The sequence below is a fragment of the Bergeyella anatis genome (assembly GCF_036016955.1).
Classification (GTDB): domain Bacteria; phylum Bacteroidota; class Bacteroidia; order Flavobacteriales; family Weeksellaceae; genus JAYWXI01.
On record NZ_JAYWXI010000001.1, the window covers coordinates 190,150 to 204,003 of the forward strand.

The 13,854-nt window shown below is 44.9% G+C and carries 16 protein-coding genes; 11 read left to right on the forward strand and 5 right to left on the reverse strand.

Features of this window, described 5'->3' with window-relative positions; translation table 11 throughout:
* Nucleotides 1-209 precede the first annotated feature (209 nt).
* The 9 genes from VQ048_RS00935 (at nt 210) to VQ048_RS00975 (ending at nt 8,502) form a co-directional block, all read left to right on the forward strand.
* The gene (locus VQ048_RS00935) at nt 210-1,214 is read left to right on the forward strand and encodes an AAA family ATPase (protein ID WP_327609805.1); all 1,005 of its coding nucleotides are present in this window, start codon (nt 210-212) and stop codon (nt 1,212-1,214) included.
* Nucleotides 1,215-1,235: 21 nt separating this feature from the next.
* Nucleotides 1,236-2,099, forward strand: a complete 864-nt coding sequence (locus VQ048_RS00940) for a DUF58 domain-containing protein (RefSeq protein WP_327609806.1) — start codon at nt 1,236-1,238, stop codon at nt 2,097-2,099.
* Between the two features lie 37 nt (nt 2,100-2,136).
* Entirely contained in the window at nt 2,137-3,033 is an 897-nt protein-coding gene (locus VQ048_RS00945) for a BatD family protein (RefSeq protein ID WP_327609807.1), read from the forward strand.
* Nucleotides 3,026-4,024 (forward strand): VWA domain-containing protein, encoded by a 999-nt coding sequence (locus tag VQ048_RS00950; protein ID WP_327609808.1) that lies wholly within the window; start codon nt 3,026-3,028, stop codon nt 4,022-4,024. Before VQ048_RS00945 ends, VQ048_RS00950 begins: the two co-directional genes overlap by 8 nt.
* Entirely contained in the window at nt 4,024-5,031 is a 1,008-nt protein-coding gene (locus VQ048_RS00955) for a vWA domain-containing protein (RefSeq protein ID WP_327609809.1), read from the forward strand. The genes VQ048_RS00950 and VQ048_RS00955 overlap by 1 nt, the downstream gene beginning before the upstream one ends.
* A gap of 94 nt (nt 5,032-5,125) precedes the next feature.
* The gene (locus VQ048_RS00960; protein ID WP_327609810.1) at nt 5,126-5,872 is read left to right on the forward strand and encodes a tetratricopeptide repeat protein; all 747 of its coding nucleotides are present in this window, start codon (nt 5,126-5,128) and stop codon (nt 5,870-5,872) included.
* Nucleotides 5,869-7,602 (forward strand): BatD family protein, encoded by a 1,734-nt coding sequence (locus VQ048_RS00965; RefSeq protein WP_327609811.1) that lies wholly within the window; start codon nt 5,869-5,871, stop codon nt 7,600-7,602. The genes VQ048_RS00960 and VQ048_RS00965 overlap by 4 nt, the downstream gene beginning before the upstream one ends.
* Before the next feature lie 99 nt (nt 7,603-7,701).
* Nucleotides 7,702-8,298 (forward strand): MarC family protein, encoded by a 597-nt coding sequence (locus VQ048_RS00970; RefSeq protein ID WP_327609812.1) that lies wholly within the window; start codon nt 7,702-7,704, stop codon nt 8,296-8,298.
* 9 nt (nt 8,299-8,307) lie between these two features.
* Nucleotides 8,308-8,502, forward strand: coding sequence for a hypothetical protein (locus VQ048_RS00975; protein WP_327609813.1), 195 nt, complete (start codon nt 8,308-8,310; stop codon nt 8,500-8,502).
* Nucleotides 8,503-8,530: 28 nt separating this feature from the next.
* Here VQ048_RS00975 and VQ048_RS00980 read toward each other — a convergent pair whose 3' ends face one another.
* The 5 genes from VQ048_RS00980 to VQ048_RS01000 form a co-directional block, all read right to left on the reverse strand.
* A complete protein-coding gene (locus VQ048_RS00980) occupies nt 8,531-9,499 on the reverse strand; it encodes a chorismate-binding protein (RefSeq protein ID WP_327609814.1) in 969 nt (322 codons plus the stop codon).
* Between the two features lie 23 nt (nt 9,500-9,522).
* Nucleotides 9,523-9,954 (reverse strand): PaaI family thioesterase, encoded by a 432-nt coding sequence (locus tag VQ048_RS00985; RefSeq protein WP_327609815.1) that lies wholly within the window; start codon nt 9,952-9,954, stop codon nt 9,523-9,525.
* 3 nt (nt 9,955-9,957) lie between these two features.
* Nucleotides 9,958-10,530, reverse strand: coding sequence for a 1-acyl-sn-glycerol-3-phosphate acyltransferase (locus VQ048_RS00990; RefSeq protein ID WP_327609816.1), 573 nt, complete (start codon nt 10,528-10,530; stop codon nt 9,958-9,960).
* Nucleotides 10,531-10,752: 222 nt separating this feature from the next.
* The gene (locus VQ048_RS00995; protein WP_327609817.1) at nt 10,753-12,357 is read right to left on the reverse strand and encodes a PspC domain-containing protein; all 1,605 of its coding nucleotides are present in this window, start codon (nt 12,355-12,357) and stop codon (nt 10,753-10,755) included.
* 13 nt (nt 12,358-12,370) lie between these two features.
* Entirely contained in the window at nt 12,371-12,700 is a 330-nt protein-coding gene (locus VQ048_RS01000; protein ID WP_327609818.1) for a PadR family transcriptional regulator, read from the reverse strand.
* A gap of 310 nt (nt 12,701-13,010) precedes the next feature.
* Here VQ048_RS01000 and VQ048_RS01005 point away from each other — a divergent pair, with 310 nt between their 5' ends.
* Complete coding sequence (locus VQ048_RS01005) at nt 13,011-13,445, forward strand: hypothetical protein (RefSeq protein ID WP_327609819.1); 435 nt, start codon at nt 13,011-13,013, stop codon at nt 13,443-13,445.
* 100 nt (nt 13,446-13,545) lie between these two features.
* Complete coding sequence (locus VQ048_RS01010; RefSeq protein ID WP_327609820.1) at nt 13,546-13,830, forward strand: hypothetical protein; 285 nt, start codon at nt 13,546-13,548, stop codon at nt 13,828-13,830.
* Nucleotides 13,831-13,854: the final 24 nt, after the last annotated feature.

The window sequence follows — 13,854 nt, forward strand, 5'->3', positions numbered from 1 at the left end:
TTTTTGTTTTTTCAAAAGTACGCAAATGCTTGGGTTTGAATGTTTTTTTTAAGGTTAAAATTCTCTTAAAATGAAATTAAGTCGTAAAAAGAGGGAGGGAAGTCAGCGTTTTGTTTTCTTTTAACAAAATTTAACTCAAAATTGGCATTGGTTGTGTTGATTACTGTGGGGAATTATTGCAATTTTACGGTAGTTTTTATAGCAAGGTTATGTCAGAAATACATCAGGCCGAGGATATTCGGCAGTTGACGGAAAGCGTAAGGGAGCAGAATGCTTTTTTTTCGCTTTTGAAACAGGAAATTAACAAGGCGATTGTGGGGCAAGGGTATATGGTGGATCGTCTTTTGATTGGGCTTTTGGGGAATGGGCATGTGCTTTTGGAAGGGGTTCCTGGTTTGGCCAAAACGTTGGCGATTAAGTCGCTGGCTCAGGCGGTGGACGGTAGTTTTTCGAGAATCCAGTTTACGCCGGATTTGCTTCCTGCGGATGTGGTGGGGACTCAGGTGTATAACGTGAAGGAGAACGATTTTTCCGTGAAGCGGGGGCCTGTGTTTGCTAATTTCGTTTTGGCGGATGAAATCAACCGTGCTCCTTCCAAGGTGCAGAGTGCTCTATTGGAGGCTATGCAGGAAAAACAGGTTACCATAGGGGATGAGACGATGGCTCTTCCGAAGCCTTTTTTGGTTTTGGCGACTCAGAATCCGATTGATCAGGAGGGGACTTATCTTTTGCCTGAGGCGCAGAGCGATCGTTTCATGCTGAAGTGCAAGGTCGGTTATCCGGAGTTTGAGGATGAGCGTAAGGTGATGCGGATGGTTTCGGGGGCTTATCAGCCGGAGATTCGCCCGGTGATTTCCATGCAGACGGTGGTGGAAGCCAAGGCTTTGGTGAATCAAATTTATCTGGATGAGAAGATCGAGAAATATATTTTGGATATGGTGTTTGCCACGAGGTATCCGGAACGTTACGGCTTGGGCGAATTAAAGAGCTATATTAGTTTTGGGGCATCCCCTAGGGCTTCGATTAATTTGGCGGTGGCGTCCAGGGCGCATGCTTTTTTGGGTAATAGGGCTTTTGTTATTCCGGAGGATGTGAAGGCGGTGGCGAAAGATGTTTTGCGGCATCGGATTGGGCTTAGTTTCGAGGCGGAAGCCGAAGAGGTGGATGCGGAGGAAATTATCGATCGGATTCTTTCCAAAATTCAGGCGCCTTAATTTTTACAAAAACGGTTTGAGGTGGACGTAAAGGCTATCGTAAAAAAGGTAAAGCAGATTGAGATTCGCACGCGAAAAAAATCGGAGGCGGCTCTGATGGGGCAGTATCATAGTGCTTTCAAAGGTCAGGGGATGACTTTTTCGGAGGTTCGGCCGTACCATTCTGGGGACGAAATCCGTCGGATGGATTGGAATAAGACGGCACGTTTTCGGGAGCCTTACGTGAAGGTAATGGAGGAGGAGCGGGAGCTAACGGTGATGCTGATGGTGGATGTATCGGCTTCGATGGATTACGGCACTCGGAATTCGCTTAAGCGTGAGTTTGTGGCTGAAATTTGTGCGAGTTTGGGCTTTTCGGCCGTAGGAAACAACGATAAGGTCGGTTTGATACTTTTCGCTGATAAGGTTTACAAGGTGATTCCTCCGGCAAAGGGGCGAAAACATGTTTTGGCGATGGTTTCGCAATTGCTTTCGGCGGAGTATATTCCTGCAAAAACCGACATGGACGAAGCTTTGCGGTACATGATGAATCTTTTCAAGAAAAAATCGTTTGTTTTCTTGTTTTCGGACTTTGGAGACGATTTTCCTTTGAAGACCCTTCGGGTGGCGGCTAAAAAACATTCGTTGTTGGGGCTGAGGGTTTACGACGACCGGGACGAAACGATTCCGGACATGGGGTATGCGATGTTTCGCGATGCGGAATCGGGGCGCGAGCTATGGGTTAACACTTCTTCGTCCAGGTGGCGGTATCATTTTACGGAGACGCTCAAGCAGCGGATGGAGCAGATAAAAGAGGATTTTGAAAGCGCGTCGGCGGGTTTTGTTTCCATCAAAACGGGGGAGGATTATTCCAAAGGACTTTACGATTATTTTCGGAAGAAGTGAGAGATAATAGGGAGTATAACACAATTTAGCATTAGCATTGAAAAAAATCATTTATCTTTTTTGGCTTTGTTTGGGGTCGGTGTTGTTTTCGCAGACGCTGTCTTCTGTTTTGGAAAAGAAAACGGTAGCGCTGGGCGAGCCGAACGTTTACCGAATCAGGGTGGAAGGGTTGAAGGGGCAGGAAGTGGTGATGGCGCCGAAAAACGAACTGTTGCCTTTTCATTTTGAAGAAATTAAGGACAGTGTTTCCATTCAGGGGAATTTTTATGAGCGCACGGTGGTTTTTGCGGTGTTTGAGGAAGGGGTGTTTCCTATTCCTTCATTTGATGTGAAAATCGGCGGAAAGCTTTACAAGACGACGACTTATGAGGTGGAAGTGGTCAATACGGCTCAGCAGGGCGAGGCGATTAACGATATCATGAATAACAAAACCGTCCAATTGGATATGCAGGACTATTGGGCGATGTACAAATGGTATTTGCTTGGGGCTTTGGCTTTGGTGGCTTTGCTTTTTTTGATTTGGCAGGTTTTGCGCTATGGGCGTTATCGTCGTTCTTCGCCTGCTGTGGCTACAAATCAGACATTGAGGCAATTGGAACAACTTAAAAAGAAAAATTATATCGAAAAAGGCGCTTATCGGGCTTTTTATGTGGAATTGATAGAAATCAGCCGTGAGTTTCTTTCCAAACAGTATCGCGTGCCGGCCGAGGTGCTTCTGACCGATGACTTGATTGCTTTGATGCGGGATAACCAAACCATTTCCAAGGAAAATGAAGCGGTGATTGAGGCGGTTTTTTTGCGGGGCGATGGGGTGAAGTTTGCTAAGGATATTCCGAGTGCTTCGGTGATGCGGGAGGATTTTGAGGCGATTAGGCGTTTGGTGAAAAATTCGCTTAAAGATTTGGAATTTGAAAACCTGAGAACCGATGTTTGATTTTAATTTTGAATTTTACAGTCCTTGGTTTTTGCTTTTGTTTTTGCTATTTATTCCTCTTTTATTTAGGGATTTACGGCGGAAAAAGCAAAAGGGGATTTTGGTTCCTTCGACGGGAGGAATGATGGAGAGCCGCGGGATTGTGGTGGTTTTGGCGGGGCTTCGGTTTTCTAAATATTTGGTTTTAACGGCTTTGATTATAGCTATGGCTCGGCCCCGAACTTTTACGGTGTCGGATGAGACGGACGAGTCGCAAGGCATTGATATTATGTTGGCGGTGGATGTTTCGCTTAGTATGCTTTCCAAAGATTTGGAGCCGGATCGGCTGGGGGCATTGCAGAAGATAGCGGTGGATTTTGTCCGTAACCGTCCCAATGACCGTATCGGTTTGGTAAATTATTCGGGGGAGGCGGTTACGAAGGTTCCTGTGACCACGGATCACCAGATTGTGATTGACGAGATTAAAACGATTGTTCAGGACGAACTGACGCAAGGCACGGCTATTGGCGACGGATTATCGGTGGCGGTCAGTCACCTTCGTCATAGCAAAGCCAAGAGCAAAGTGGTGATTTTAATGACCGACGGTGTCAATACGGTGGATAGTGCGATGCCGCCTTTGGTGGCTGCCGATTTGGCGGAGAGCAATGGGATTAAGGTTTATACGATTGGCATCGGGACTAATGGTTATGCGCTGATGCCTACGAGCATAGGCCCTTTTGGGGATTTGATATTTAGCGAGGTGGAGGTTACTATTGATGAGGCGCTTCTTACGGATATTGCACGCAAAACGGGCGGGCGATATTTCAGAGCGACTTCCAATGCGAAGTTGGCCGAAGTGTATAGGGAAATTAATGAAATGGAAAAATCGGAGATTAAAACCTCTAAGCTCTACCAGTACGAGGAACATTTTCGTTTTTTTCTGTTGATGGCACTGGTGGTTTTGCTTGTGGATGCATTGTTTCGATGGGTGATTTATAAAATGATTTTGTGATGGAATGGACGTTGGGTAATTACTGGTATTTGCTTTTGCTTCTTTTGCTTCCGATTTTGGGCGTGATTTTGTTTCGGTTTGTCCGGTGGCGGGAAGAGCGTAAGGATCGGTTTGCGGATCGGGCGTTTCAGTCTCGTTTGTTTGCGGGAGGGTCTGTTTTTTCTAAGGGTTTTCCCGTGTTTTATCTTTTGGCTTTTTTGTTTTTGGTTTTGTCGGTGGTGGATTTGCTTCGCGGTGCGCAGGAGGTGGAATCGCAAAGACGAACGGGGAGCGTTATTTTTCTTTTGGATGTGTCCAACTCCATGAATGCAGAGGATGTGGAGCCCAGCCGTTTAGAATTGGCTAAGCATACGGTAGTTCAGGTGCTGCATTCCTTGGTTGGGGAACGGGTTGGGCTTATCGTTTTTGCGGGGGAGGCGCGTTCGGTGATGCCTTTGACGACGGATTTTAAGGCGGCGGAAACGTATATTTCGGGTGTGGAGACCTCGGTGGTTCAGATTCAGGGGACGGATTTTTTGGCGGCAATGGAAGAGGCTGTCCGGAAGTTTAAACATGTTCCCAAAGGAGTGCGGCAGGTGGTTTTGATAAGCGACGGGGAAGATAACGAGGGGAATGACGAAGCGGCATTAAAGCTGGCTGAAAAAGAAGGGATTAGGGTTTTGAGTGTTGGGATAGGGAAGGAAGAGGGGGCGCCTGTTCCCGAGTACGGTTACGGGCAGTTGCTCGGGTATAAGGCCGATCGGAGCGGGCAGACGGTTCTTACGAAACGAGAATCGGGGGCTTTGGTTTCGCTGGCTTCGAAAACCGGAGGGCAGTATGTGGATGGAAATGATTTGGAGTCGTCTGTTAGCCAGTTGGTTAAACAGATCAACGGATTTGAATCTGGCGGAATGGTGAAGGTTTTTTCTCGCAATGCTAAACATTATTACCAATATTTTTTGGCGGTTTCTTTGTTGTTTTTCTTTTTGATTTATCTTTTTAACCCGAAGCGGGATTTGAATATTTAGACCTTGTTTTCAGAGGATTAAAGTTTTTTTTAACCAAATTTTAACGGTTGGTTTTTCTTGTTTTAACAATTAAAAGGATATTTTTGTATAATCTATGGCAAGGTTTTTCTTTTCGGTGTGGCTGGTGTTGCTTACGTGGTTTGGGGTTTCGGCTCAGAACCGATACAACGCCCTTATCTATGAGGGAAACAAGCAGTTTGAAAAGGGAAATTACGAGCGTTCTTCTTCCAAATTTTTTGAAGCGTCGGAGATGAATCAAGAGGATTTTACGGCGCATTACAATTTGGGAAATGCGTTTTACAAGCGCAAAATGTATGAGGAAGCTAAGGCGGAATATGCCAAGGCGGAGACTTTAGCCCGTAATAAGGCGGATAAGGCGGCTGCACTTTACAATCAGGGCAATGCTTTTATGCAGACCAATGATTCGGAAAGGGCTGCGGATTTGTACCGTAAGGCTTTGAAGGTCGATCCTTATAACGAGTCTATCCGTAAGAATTACGAGATTGCGAGGCTTAAAGAGAAGGAAAAATCATCCGAACGGAATTCCCAAGACGATTCCGAGGAGAAAGACGAAGGAAAAGAGCAGAAGCAAGGGAAGTCTTCTTCGGACGAGTCTGAAGGGCAAAAGCAGCAGGGGGGCGAGAAGCGTCGGGATCAAGGCGAAGGCGAAGGGGATGAGAGCGATGAAAATACGCCGGAAAACAAAACTAAAAATAAGATGCCGAAGGCGTTGGAGGACGCGTTGATGGAGCGCGTGGAAGAAAAGGAAAAAGAGACGGCAAGAAAAATTCTCAATCGAAACGCCTATATACTACCGCAAAGTAAAGAGAAAGATTGGTGATAAAGGAAAGGCTTCAGTATGTGATGATGGTGCTGTGTTCCGTTTTGGGGTATAGTCAGGTCAATATTGTGGCGGATACCGACAAAAAAGTTATTAGCGGCAAGGAACAGTTTGTTCTTACGGTGATTCAGGAGGTTAATGGGAGCAATTATCTTCAGGAGACGCCTTTGCGTTCCCCCGATTTATCCAAATTTACGATTGTCGGGCAGGGGTCGGTTCGGCATACTTATGTGGATCCCGAGTCCAAGACGGTGATTAACCGTTTGGTTTATGAAATTCTTTTGGAGCCCAAGCAGAGTGGGCGTTACAAAATAGGTTCTTTTTTGGTTACTGTTAACGGGACGATTTATAAGAGTGAGCCTTTCGAGGTTGTGGTTAATGGGGAGGTGGCGCAGCGTTCGGCGGTGGAAAAAAAGACCGACAATGTGTATTTGACCATGGAGCTTAAAGACAGCGAAGTGTATCAAAATCAGCCGACGGTTGCCGTGCTACGGGCTTACAGTCGGGATTTTAATAACCTTCGTCGTGTGGGGAAAGTTCATTTTCCCGAACGCTCGAATGTGGAAATTCGGCCGGTTCATTTTTCGAAAGACGAAATCGAACAGCATTCGAATAACGGTTGGTCCCAAGTGGTGGCGATGATGCTTGTTTTTCCTAACGAATCGGGGAAAATTGACATTCCGCCGATGACGGCGGTGTATGCCGATGAGGAGCGCAGGGGGGAGACAATCCGTTCCAATGCGGCTAAATTAAACGTGAAAAAGCTGCCTTCGGGGAAGCCGGAGCATTTTAAAGAGGTGGTTGGCCGTTTCGATTATAGCGTCACTACCGATAAGGTTTCGAAAGTGGAGGTGGGCAAGCCGGTGGATGTGATGCTGAGGGTTAAGGGCGAAGGGCGTCTTCGTAACGATCAGTTGCCTAGGATTTTAGCGTCGGAAGATTACGTGTTTTATAAACCTGATGTGGTTCGTCGGATTAAAAGTGGGAAAGACGGGATGAAAGGCGAGGTGGTGGCACATTATGTGGTGGTGCCCAAAACTTCGGGTAAGATGACTTTACGCACAGAAAATTTTTCTTTTTTTGATCCTGAGAAGCGGCGTTATGAAGATTTGGGCGGGCGGACGTTGGTGCTGGAGGTTCTGACTTCGGAGGAGATTTCGAATACGCGGACGACCATGGAACGGATGGCCGATTACACCAATACGGTTTTGGAAACGGTGAATACGCCGGTAACGCCTACCACGAAATATAAGCTTTCGAATGGGGAAGGGGTGCGTTGGCGTACGCTTTTGGGGAATTATGGTTTGATTTTCGGGTTTTTCCTTGCGGTTATTTTGGGGATTACAGGATACAGAAAGCTGAAAGGGACGGGGCCCAAAACGGAAGGGGTGGATTTGGGTTCGGTAGACGAAACCGAAACGCAAATTCGTAAATACCTGAGTTTTGATGCAGCGGAGCGTTTGGATTTTGTTGAAGTGCAAGCGTCGTCGCCGGACGGATTCTTTAAAACTTACGACGAATTTATCGGCGATTTGGAACAGTATGTTCAGCAGCGGCATAAGACTTCTTTTGAGACGTATTTGTTGCATACCAAAGGGCCTCGGGTATTGGAAGAATATCGGGAGCTAAAGCAGCAGTTGCAGATGGAAAAATATGCGCCGTTACAAAATAGCGAACACCTTAAGGAATTGATTGCTGGACTGAAAGGTGTTTTTGAAGGTGTATTTTAGATTCGTTGGGATTTCCCAAAAAAGAAGCGTGGCGGATGATTTATTCTTGTAAAATATTCCTTAGTTTTGCGCTCAGAAACTAAAAACCCTATTTTAATCATGTTCGAGCATTTTGATCTTCGGGAGATTTTGACTTGCACCATGGTGCTTTTTGCTGTTATTGATATTGTGGGCTCCATCCCGATTATTGTGAGTCTGAAGCAGAAATTCGGGAAAATTGAATCTGGAAAGGCGGCTATTGTAGCGGGGCTTTTGATGATTGTTTTTCTGTTTGTGGGGAAAAAGATTTTGACTTTCATCGGGGTTGATGTCAATTCCTTTGCAATTGCGGGGGCATTTATTATTTTCATCATTGCCATCGAGATGATTTTGGGAATTCAGATTCAGCGGCACGAAGAGTCTGCATCGGCGTCGATTGTGCCTATTGCTTTTCCTTTGATTGCGGGGGCAGGGACGCTTACTACGACGCTTTCTTTGAAGGCGGAATACCACGATATAAATATCATTTTGGGGATAATTCTTAATATTTTCTTCGTGTATGTGGTTTTGAAGTCGGCCAATTGGCTGGAGCGAAAGATTGGGATTGGCACGCTGAAGGTTTTGGAGAAAGTTTTTGGGATTATTTTGATGGCGATTGCTATTAAACTTTTTACGGCTAATTTCGCGCAATTGTTTCAAATGTACGTTAAATTTTAATTTGAGATTATGAGCACTTTATATAAAGTTTTTTTGGTGATTTTTGTTCTGTTTATCGGGTTGAATCTTTATGCTTTTAATTGGCAGTTGGGGCTTTTGCACGAGGAGAACACCAAGTTTCTTTTTTCCATTGCGGCTGGGGTTTTAGGGCTTTTGTTTGCTTTGGTTCTTAACACTTGGGCCAAGCTTTCGGCTAAGAAATAAACGGACTTTCGTCTTGAATTAAAATTATTTACCCGAACTTGAGATTTTGGGCAATAGCTTGGGATTTAAGTTCGGTTTCTCTCCATTCTTTTTCGGGGCAGCTTTCGGCGGTGATGCCTCCGCCCAGGTACAAACTCGCACTATCGGCGTGAAGTTCGGAGCATCGTAGATTGACGAAATACTGTATGGTATCTTCGTTTTCTATTTTGATGTACCCGGAGTACAGCGAGCGGTTATGGTTTTCAAAATGACGAATGGCTTTAAGGCAGAGGTCTTTTGGAAAGCCGCATACGGCGGGAGTGGGATGCAGTTCTTCGATGAGTCTTTCCAGATTTTCCGCTTGAATTTCCGCTCGAAAATCGGTTCGAAGATGCTTGATGTTTCCGGAATGATGGTCCTTTACCGGTGATAGATCTACCTTATCGGCATAATTGGCCAGTACGTTGGCGATGTAGTCGGTCACGGCGGATTGCTCGTCAATTTCCTTGCGGCTCCATTGTTCGTTAATGGGCAGAGTTCCGGCAAGGCTCATGGTTTCGAAACGACCGCTTTTTTTGTGGAATTTCCCCAGCAGTTCGGAAAAGGCTCCCATCCATCCGTAACCGTCTCGGATAAAAAGGTAGGATAAGGCGTTGGGAAAGTTTTGGGACAAATGTTTGAAGGAGGCAGAAAGATCCAGCTTGCCTTGTTCAAAGCGGAGGGTTTTTACTCGAGAAAGAACCAGTTTTTTTAGATTTTCCTTTTTGATGAAGGCGATGACGTCGCTTACTTTTTTCAGGTAATCTTCCCGAGTTTGCTCGTTTTGGAAATCGGATAGCGGATTTAGAATTTGAGAAGAAAGTTCAGGGAGTTGGCTTTCCTCTAAAATCTTCAGTTGCCCTTGGAATTTGACGGGCGGAAGACCGCTCAGAAAGGGGTGAAACTGCACGGGAGTACAGCCGGTTCCTTCTTCGACGGTGTAAAAAGCGTTTTCATTGGGAAGTTTGAAAAAAATCATAGGTTCGGTTTTACCGTTTGAGGTCAGACTTTATCTTTAGGAATAATGGCGTTGGTCATGGTGGTGTGGTTTATGAGATGGCCTTTTTCGTCCCGTATTTCGATTTGGGAAACGTGTAGGGTGCTTCCTTTTCGGATGAAAGTGGCGGTTCCGGTGACGATGCCGTCTCGTTTGGCTTTAAGGTGGTTGGTGTTGAGGGTTGTGCCTACGGGAACGTGTTTGTCCAAATCAACGTGGATTACCGAGAGGCAGGACCCAAGGGTTTCGGCCAGTACGCAACTGGCGCCGCCGTGCAATAGCCCGTAGGGCTGGTGAACTTTTGGGGTTACGGGCATGGTGGCCTGAAGACTATCGTCATCAACATCGGTGAATACGATGTCAAGGGTTTCGGCCAGGGTATTGGCTCTGGTGTTGTTGAGTTTTTGCAGAATGTCCTGTTTGGTTTCCGGTGTCATGGGTTAATAGATTTTGGGGTTCCAATTTTCGGGAACTTTGGGGTGAATGTCGTATTTTACGAAGTAATTTTCGATTTCGTCCATGATTTCTTCGTAGGGAACGCTGGCAATTTTTTCATAGGGGATTTGATAACCCAAATAAATGATCTTTCTTTTGAAATCGCCAGCGGCAATTACAATGGGCACTTTGGCGGCCAATGCCATGTGGTAGAAGCCTTTGCGCCATTTGGCGACGCGGCTTCTTGTGCCTTCGGGAGTGATGACCAAGGAAAAATCTTCTTTTTCGAATTGGCGGGCCACAAAGTTTACCAAGTCGTTGCGCTGGGAACGGTCGATCCCGATGCCGCCCAATCCGCGGACAAGGCTTCCGTACCAAGCTTTGGTGTGTTGGTCTTTTATGATGATTTTCAGTGGTTTGCCCAGTTTCCAATAAGCCAAGTTGCCGAGGATGTACTCCATGTTATGGGTGTGTGGGGCAACCGTGAGGATGCAGCGGTTCAGGTTATTTACATCGCCTTGGAGAACCACTTTCCAGCCTAATAATTTCAAAATGGCGGAGCCGAGTAATTTTTTCATTGTTGTATCGGATAAGTCATAAAAAAGGCATAACCCCTGTGGGTTATGCCTACAAATATATTGAAATATTGACTTTGTTAAAACAAGTGACTAACGAAGTCCATGATTCGGATAACGATTTCGATAACAAATTGTGCCATGATTCAGTGTTTTATAAGCGGTTATAATTTTATACGAATATAAAATATTTTTTTTAAACAGACGCAAGAATAAGGATTAAAATTATTTTTGTTTATGGTCTGAATTTAATTTTTCTAATTTGTCATTTACCAGAGAGTCCAGTATTCCGTTAAGATCATCGGTAGCGTATTTTTTATGCCGGATGATGATGCTGTCCGATTCGGTTTCAATATTAAAGGAAACGTTATCGGAGGAGTCGAACGGATCGCTTGGGTTTTCCTCGAAATAGAGGATGTTTTTGGGGTTGAGATTGATGATTTTAGTGTTTTTGGGAATAACCAGTTGGTATTTCACTTCGTATTTTCTTAACCGATTGTCAAAGGAATAGGCGATATAGTTGGGAAGCAGGATTTTATTGCCTTGGATTTCCAATGGGATTTTCAGGTTAAGGGGAAGGTTGTAGCCTTTGGCGGATTTTTCCACGGCGAGGTACGGTTGTTTTACGTCTTGCCGTTGGATATTAAGCCTTGGGTGGTTTTCCTTGTAGACGATTTTTCCATCGGAGTACACGTCGTTCCAATAGGCTTTGAACGTTTTAGGAATGACCACTTTTTTTAGATCGACGTAAAGGGAATCCGACTCGGCTGGCAGTACGATGTTTTCGGTTTCTTCATTTTTTCCGCTGAACTGGGTGTTGTATTTCAAGGCCTTGAATCCGGTTATGGACGTCAGGATGAACCAAAGGAAGCAAAGGCCTCCGATGACATATCGGGTGTTTTGCAGTCTTGTTTTCGGAGCCAAAAAGCGAAGAGCGATGTAGGCGAAGATAAGAGAAGGGATGAATAGGGTTAGAAAAGAAACCGCAAAGACCAAATAACCCAAATGGTCGGACTGAAGGAAAAAGCCTAGGTTTTCTCCGAATTTGACGTTGCCGCTGTCGCTGAAGGCAAAGATGCTGAAAGAGCCGAAAAACAAGCTTAAAGCGATGAGTCCGAAGAGCCCTCCGAAAAAGTATCTGAAGGCATTGGCAATGCTGCTTCCGGTACGTTGGAGGTAGGGTTGGTTTTCGTGGTAGAATTCGCCGACTTTTTGGGAAGATTCGTTGGCGAACTGGATGATTTTGTTGGATTGTTCTTTCAGATTATCGAAGTTGGCGGGTTTACCTTCCATTTTTAGAAAATCGGAAGCGGTTTGCGCTTTGGGCAGAATAATCCATAGAATCAGGTAGGAGAGGAAGAGGACGGAGATCGAAAACGACCAAGCGGTGGTTACGTCCAAGATAATGAGGCCGACAAGAACGGCTCGGATTAGGGTAACGTTGATTCCGAAATAATGGGAAAGGCCGGCGCATACCCCTGCGATTTTGGCTCTGGAAGGATCGCGGAAGAGTTGTTTTTGGCCGAAAGAGTGTTTTTTTTCTTGTTTTTTTTCGGAGAAGTAGACTTCTTCTTGTTCTTCGATTTGTTCGGGTTTTCCGATTTGGTTAATCATTTTTTCCACATCGGCGTCGTTGATGACTTCGCGTTTTCCCAGCGATTCTTTAAAGATTTCTACCATGCGGATTTCGATATCGTGCAAGACTTCTTCGGCTTCTTCGGCATCCAGTGCTTTTTTTAGGGCGTCCAAATAGTCGCTTAGTTTGATATAGGCGTGTTCTTCGATGACGAAGGAATAGCCGGCAAGACCAATGGAAAGAGTTCGATTCATGTGATTTGAGTTTTTATTGAGGGTTAGTAATTTGGTTAACGCTTTGGGTTAATTCGTTCCAGGTGGCTTGAAGCTCGGTGAGAAAAAGCCTTCCTTTTTCGGTGATTTGGTAATACTTTCTTGGGGGGCCTCCGGAGGACTCTTCCCATCGGTAGGAGAGAAATTCTCCGTTTTTCAATCGGGTCAAAAGGGGGTAGAGGGTTCCTTCTACGACGTCCAGTTTTCCTTTTCTCAGCTCTTCGATCAGGTCGGAAACGTACATTTCCCTTCGATGAATCAGCGAGAGAATGCAGAATTCCAGAATTCCTTTCCGCATCTGTGCTTTGGTGTTTTCGGTGTTCATTTTATGAGGTTATGAAATTGGTGTTTATTATTGTATGATGCAAAGATATGGTATTAAAATAGTATTATGCAATACAAAGTAGTGGTTTATGTTAGTTAATTTTGTTAAGTGATTGATTTACAATAAATAAAAATTTATTTATTTTTTTGAAAGAAATTCATCAGGGGAAAAATAAGTGGGAAGAGGAGCGGATTCTTAAAAAAAACGTAATTTAACGGCTCTAAATTTTTGCCTGTCGGGCGAAATGATAATCGGAGGATGGAGAGAGGTCTGATTGTAAATGATTTTTGATTTTGAAAAACTAATTCTAATGGATGATTTTAACAATACTCAAATGGGGAAAAAGTTTTCTTACGCCAGCAATCGTTTGTATTTCAATTTATTGATGGGGGTTTTGTGGGTGGTTATTGGCGCAGAACCTTTCTTTGAACAACAACAACTGAGGTGGAGGCATTACCTTACTATTTTTTTGGGGGGACTGTATCTTGCTGTTACTTTGTACGAATACCGCATGAAATATTTTGAAATAGCGAGAGATCGGATTAAGGTTTTCGGGCTCTTTCCGAAGGAGATGTCCTTTGATGAAATAACTAAAGCGCAGTATTTTGCGGGAGATTATGTCTTTAAGACGGCGCACAAGAAAATGAAAATTGTCAAATCTCAGATTAAGGCGAGCCAACGTTCGGAATTCGAAGTGTTTTTTAAGGCTTTGGAAGAGCGTTTGAGGAGCAAAATCCAATTGTGAAATGATAAAAATCGGGGGCGCTCGCATCGTTTTTGGGCTGGATTGTTTGGAGGGAAATTGGCGAAATTCGGCTAAGCGGGAAAATTAAAGGGAGAGAAATATGGCGACACGAGATTTTGATTTTTCGATGGTGGCGGATTGGCAGGACTATTGGAGGTTATTTGACGATTTTATTTCGGGGCTGAAGGCTGACGGAAAAGAGGAAGTAGCTCTCGAATTGAAGGAAACACGGAATAGGGTGAACGGCATGACTGACGGCTGGCATGAGTTTAAACTGGCTTTAGCGGAGGGTATTGCTTCCAACCGAGGAAGGCTGACGGAGAGGCAGATGCGCTTTGCGGATTTTTTGCTTGAAGTTTTAGCAGAGTCGTTGTCCCGACGGTAACGAAAGGTCTCAGGGACGGTGTTG

Excerpts from the sequence above, each read along its gene's own strand:
- VQ048_RS01010 (WP_327609820.1), top strand. The coding sequence starts at position 13,546 with ATGGCGACACGAGATTTTGATTTTTCGATGGTGGCGGATTGGCAGGAC.
- VQ048_RS00990 (WP_327609816.1), bottom strand. The coding sequence starts at position 10,530 with ATGAAAAAATTACTCGGCTCCGCCATTTTGAAATTATTAGGCTGGAAA.
- VQ048_RS00970 (WP_327609812.1), top strand. The coding sequence starts at position 7,702 with ATGTTCGAGCATTTTGATCTTCGGGAGATTTTGACTTGCACCATGGTG.
- VQ048_RS01005 (WP_327609819.1), top strand. The coding sequence starts at position 13,011 with ATGGATGATTTTAACAATACTCAAATGGGGAAAAAGTTTTCTTACGCC.
- VQ048_RS00935 (WP_327609805.1), top strand. The coding sequence starts at position 210 with ATGTCAGAAATACATCAGGCCGAGGATATTCGGCAGTTGACGGAAAGC.
- VQ048_RS00955 (WP_327609809.1), top strand. The coding sequence starts at position 4,024 with ATGGAATGGACGTTGGGTAATTACTGGTATTTGCTTTTGCTTCTTTTG.
- VQ048_RS00980 (WP_327609814.1), bottom strand. The coding sequence starts at position 9,499 with ATGATTTTTTTCAAACTTCCCAATGAAAACGCTTTTTACACCGTCGAA.
- VQ048_RS00960 (WP_327609810.1), top strand. The coding sequence starts at position 5,126 with ATGGCAAGGTTTTTCTTTTCGGTGTGGCTGGTGTTGCTTACGTGGTTT.
- VQ048_RS01000 (WP_327609818.1), bottom strand. The coding sequence starts at position 12,700 with ATGAACACCGAAAACACCAAAGCACAGATGCGGAAAGGAATTCTGGAA.
- VQ048_RS00995 (WP_327609817.1), bottom strand. The coding sequence starts at position 12,357 with ATGAATCGAACTCTTTCCATTGGTCTTGCCGGCTATTCCTTCGTCATC.
- VQ048_RS00950 (WP_327609808.1), top strand. The coding sequence starts at position 3,026 with ATGTTTGATTTTAATTTTGAATTTTACAGTCCTTGGTTTTTGCTTTTG.
- VQ048_RS00975 (WP_327609813.1), top strand. The coding sequence starts at position 8,308 with ATGAGCACTTTATATAAAGTTTTTTTGGTGATTTTTGTTCTGTTTATC.
- VQ048_RS00985 (WP_327609815.1), bottom strand. The coding sequence starts at position 9,954 with ATGACACCGGAAACCAAACAGGACATTCTGCAAAAACTCAACAACACC.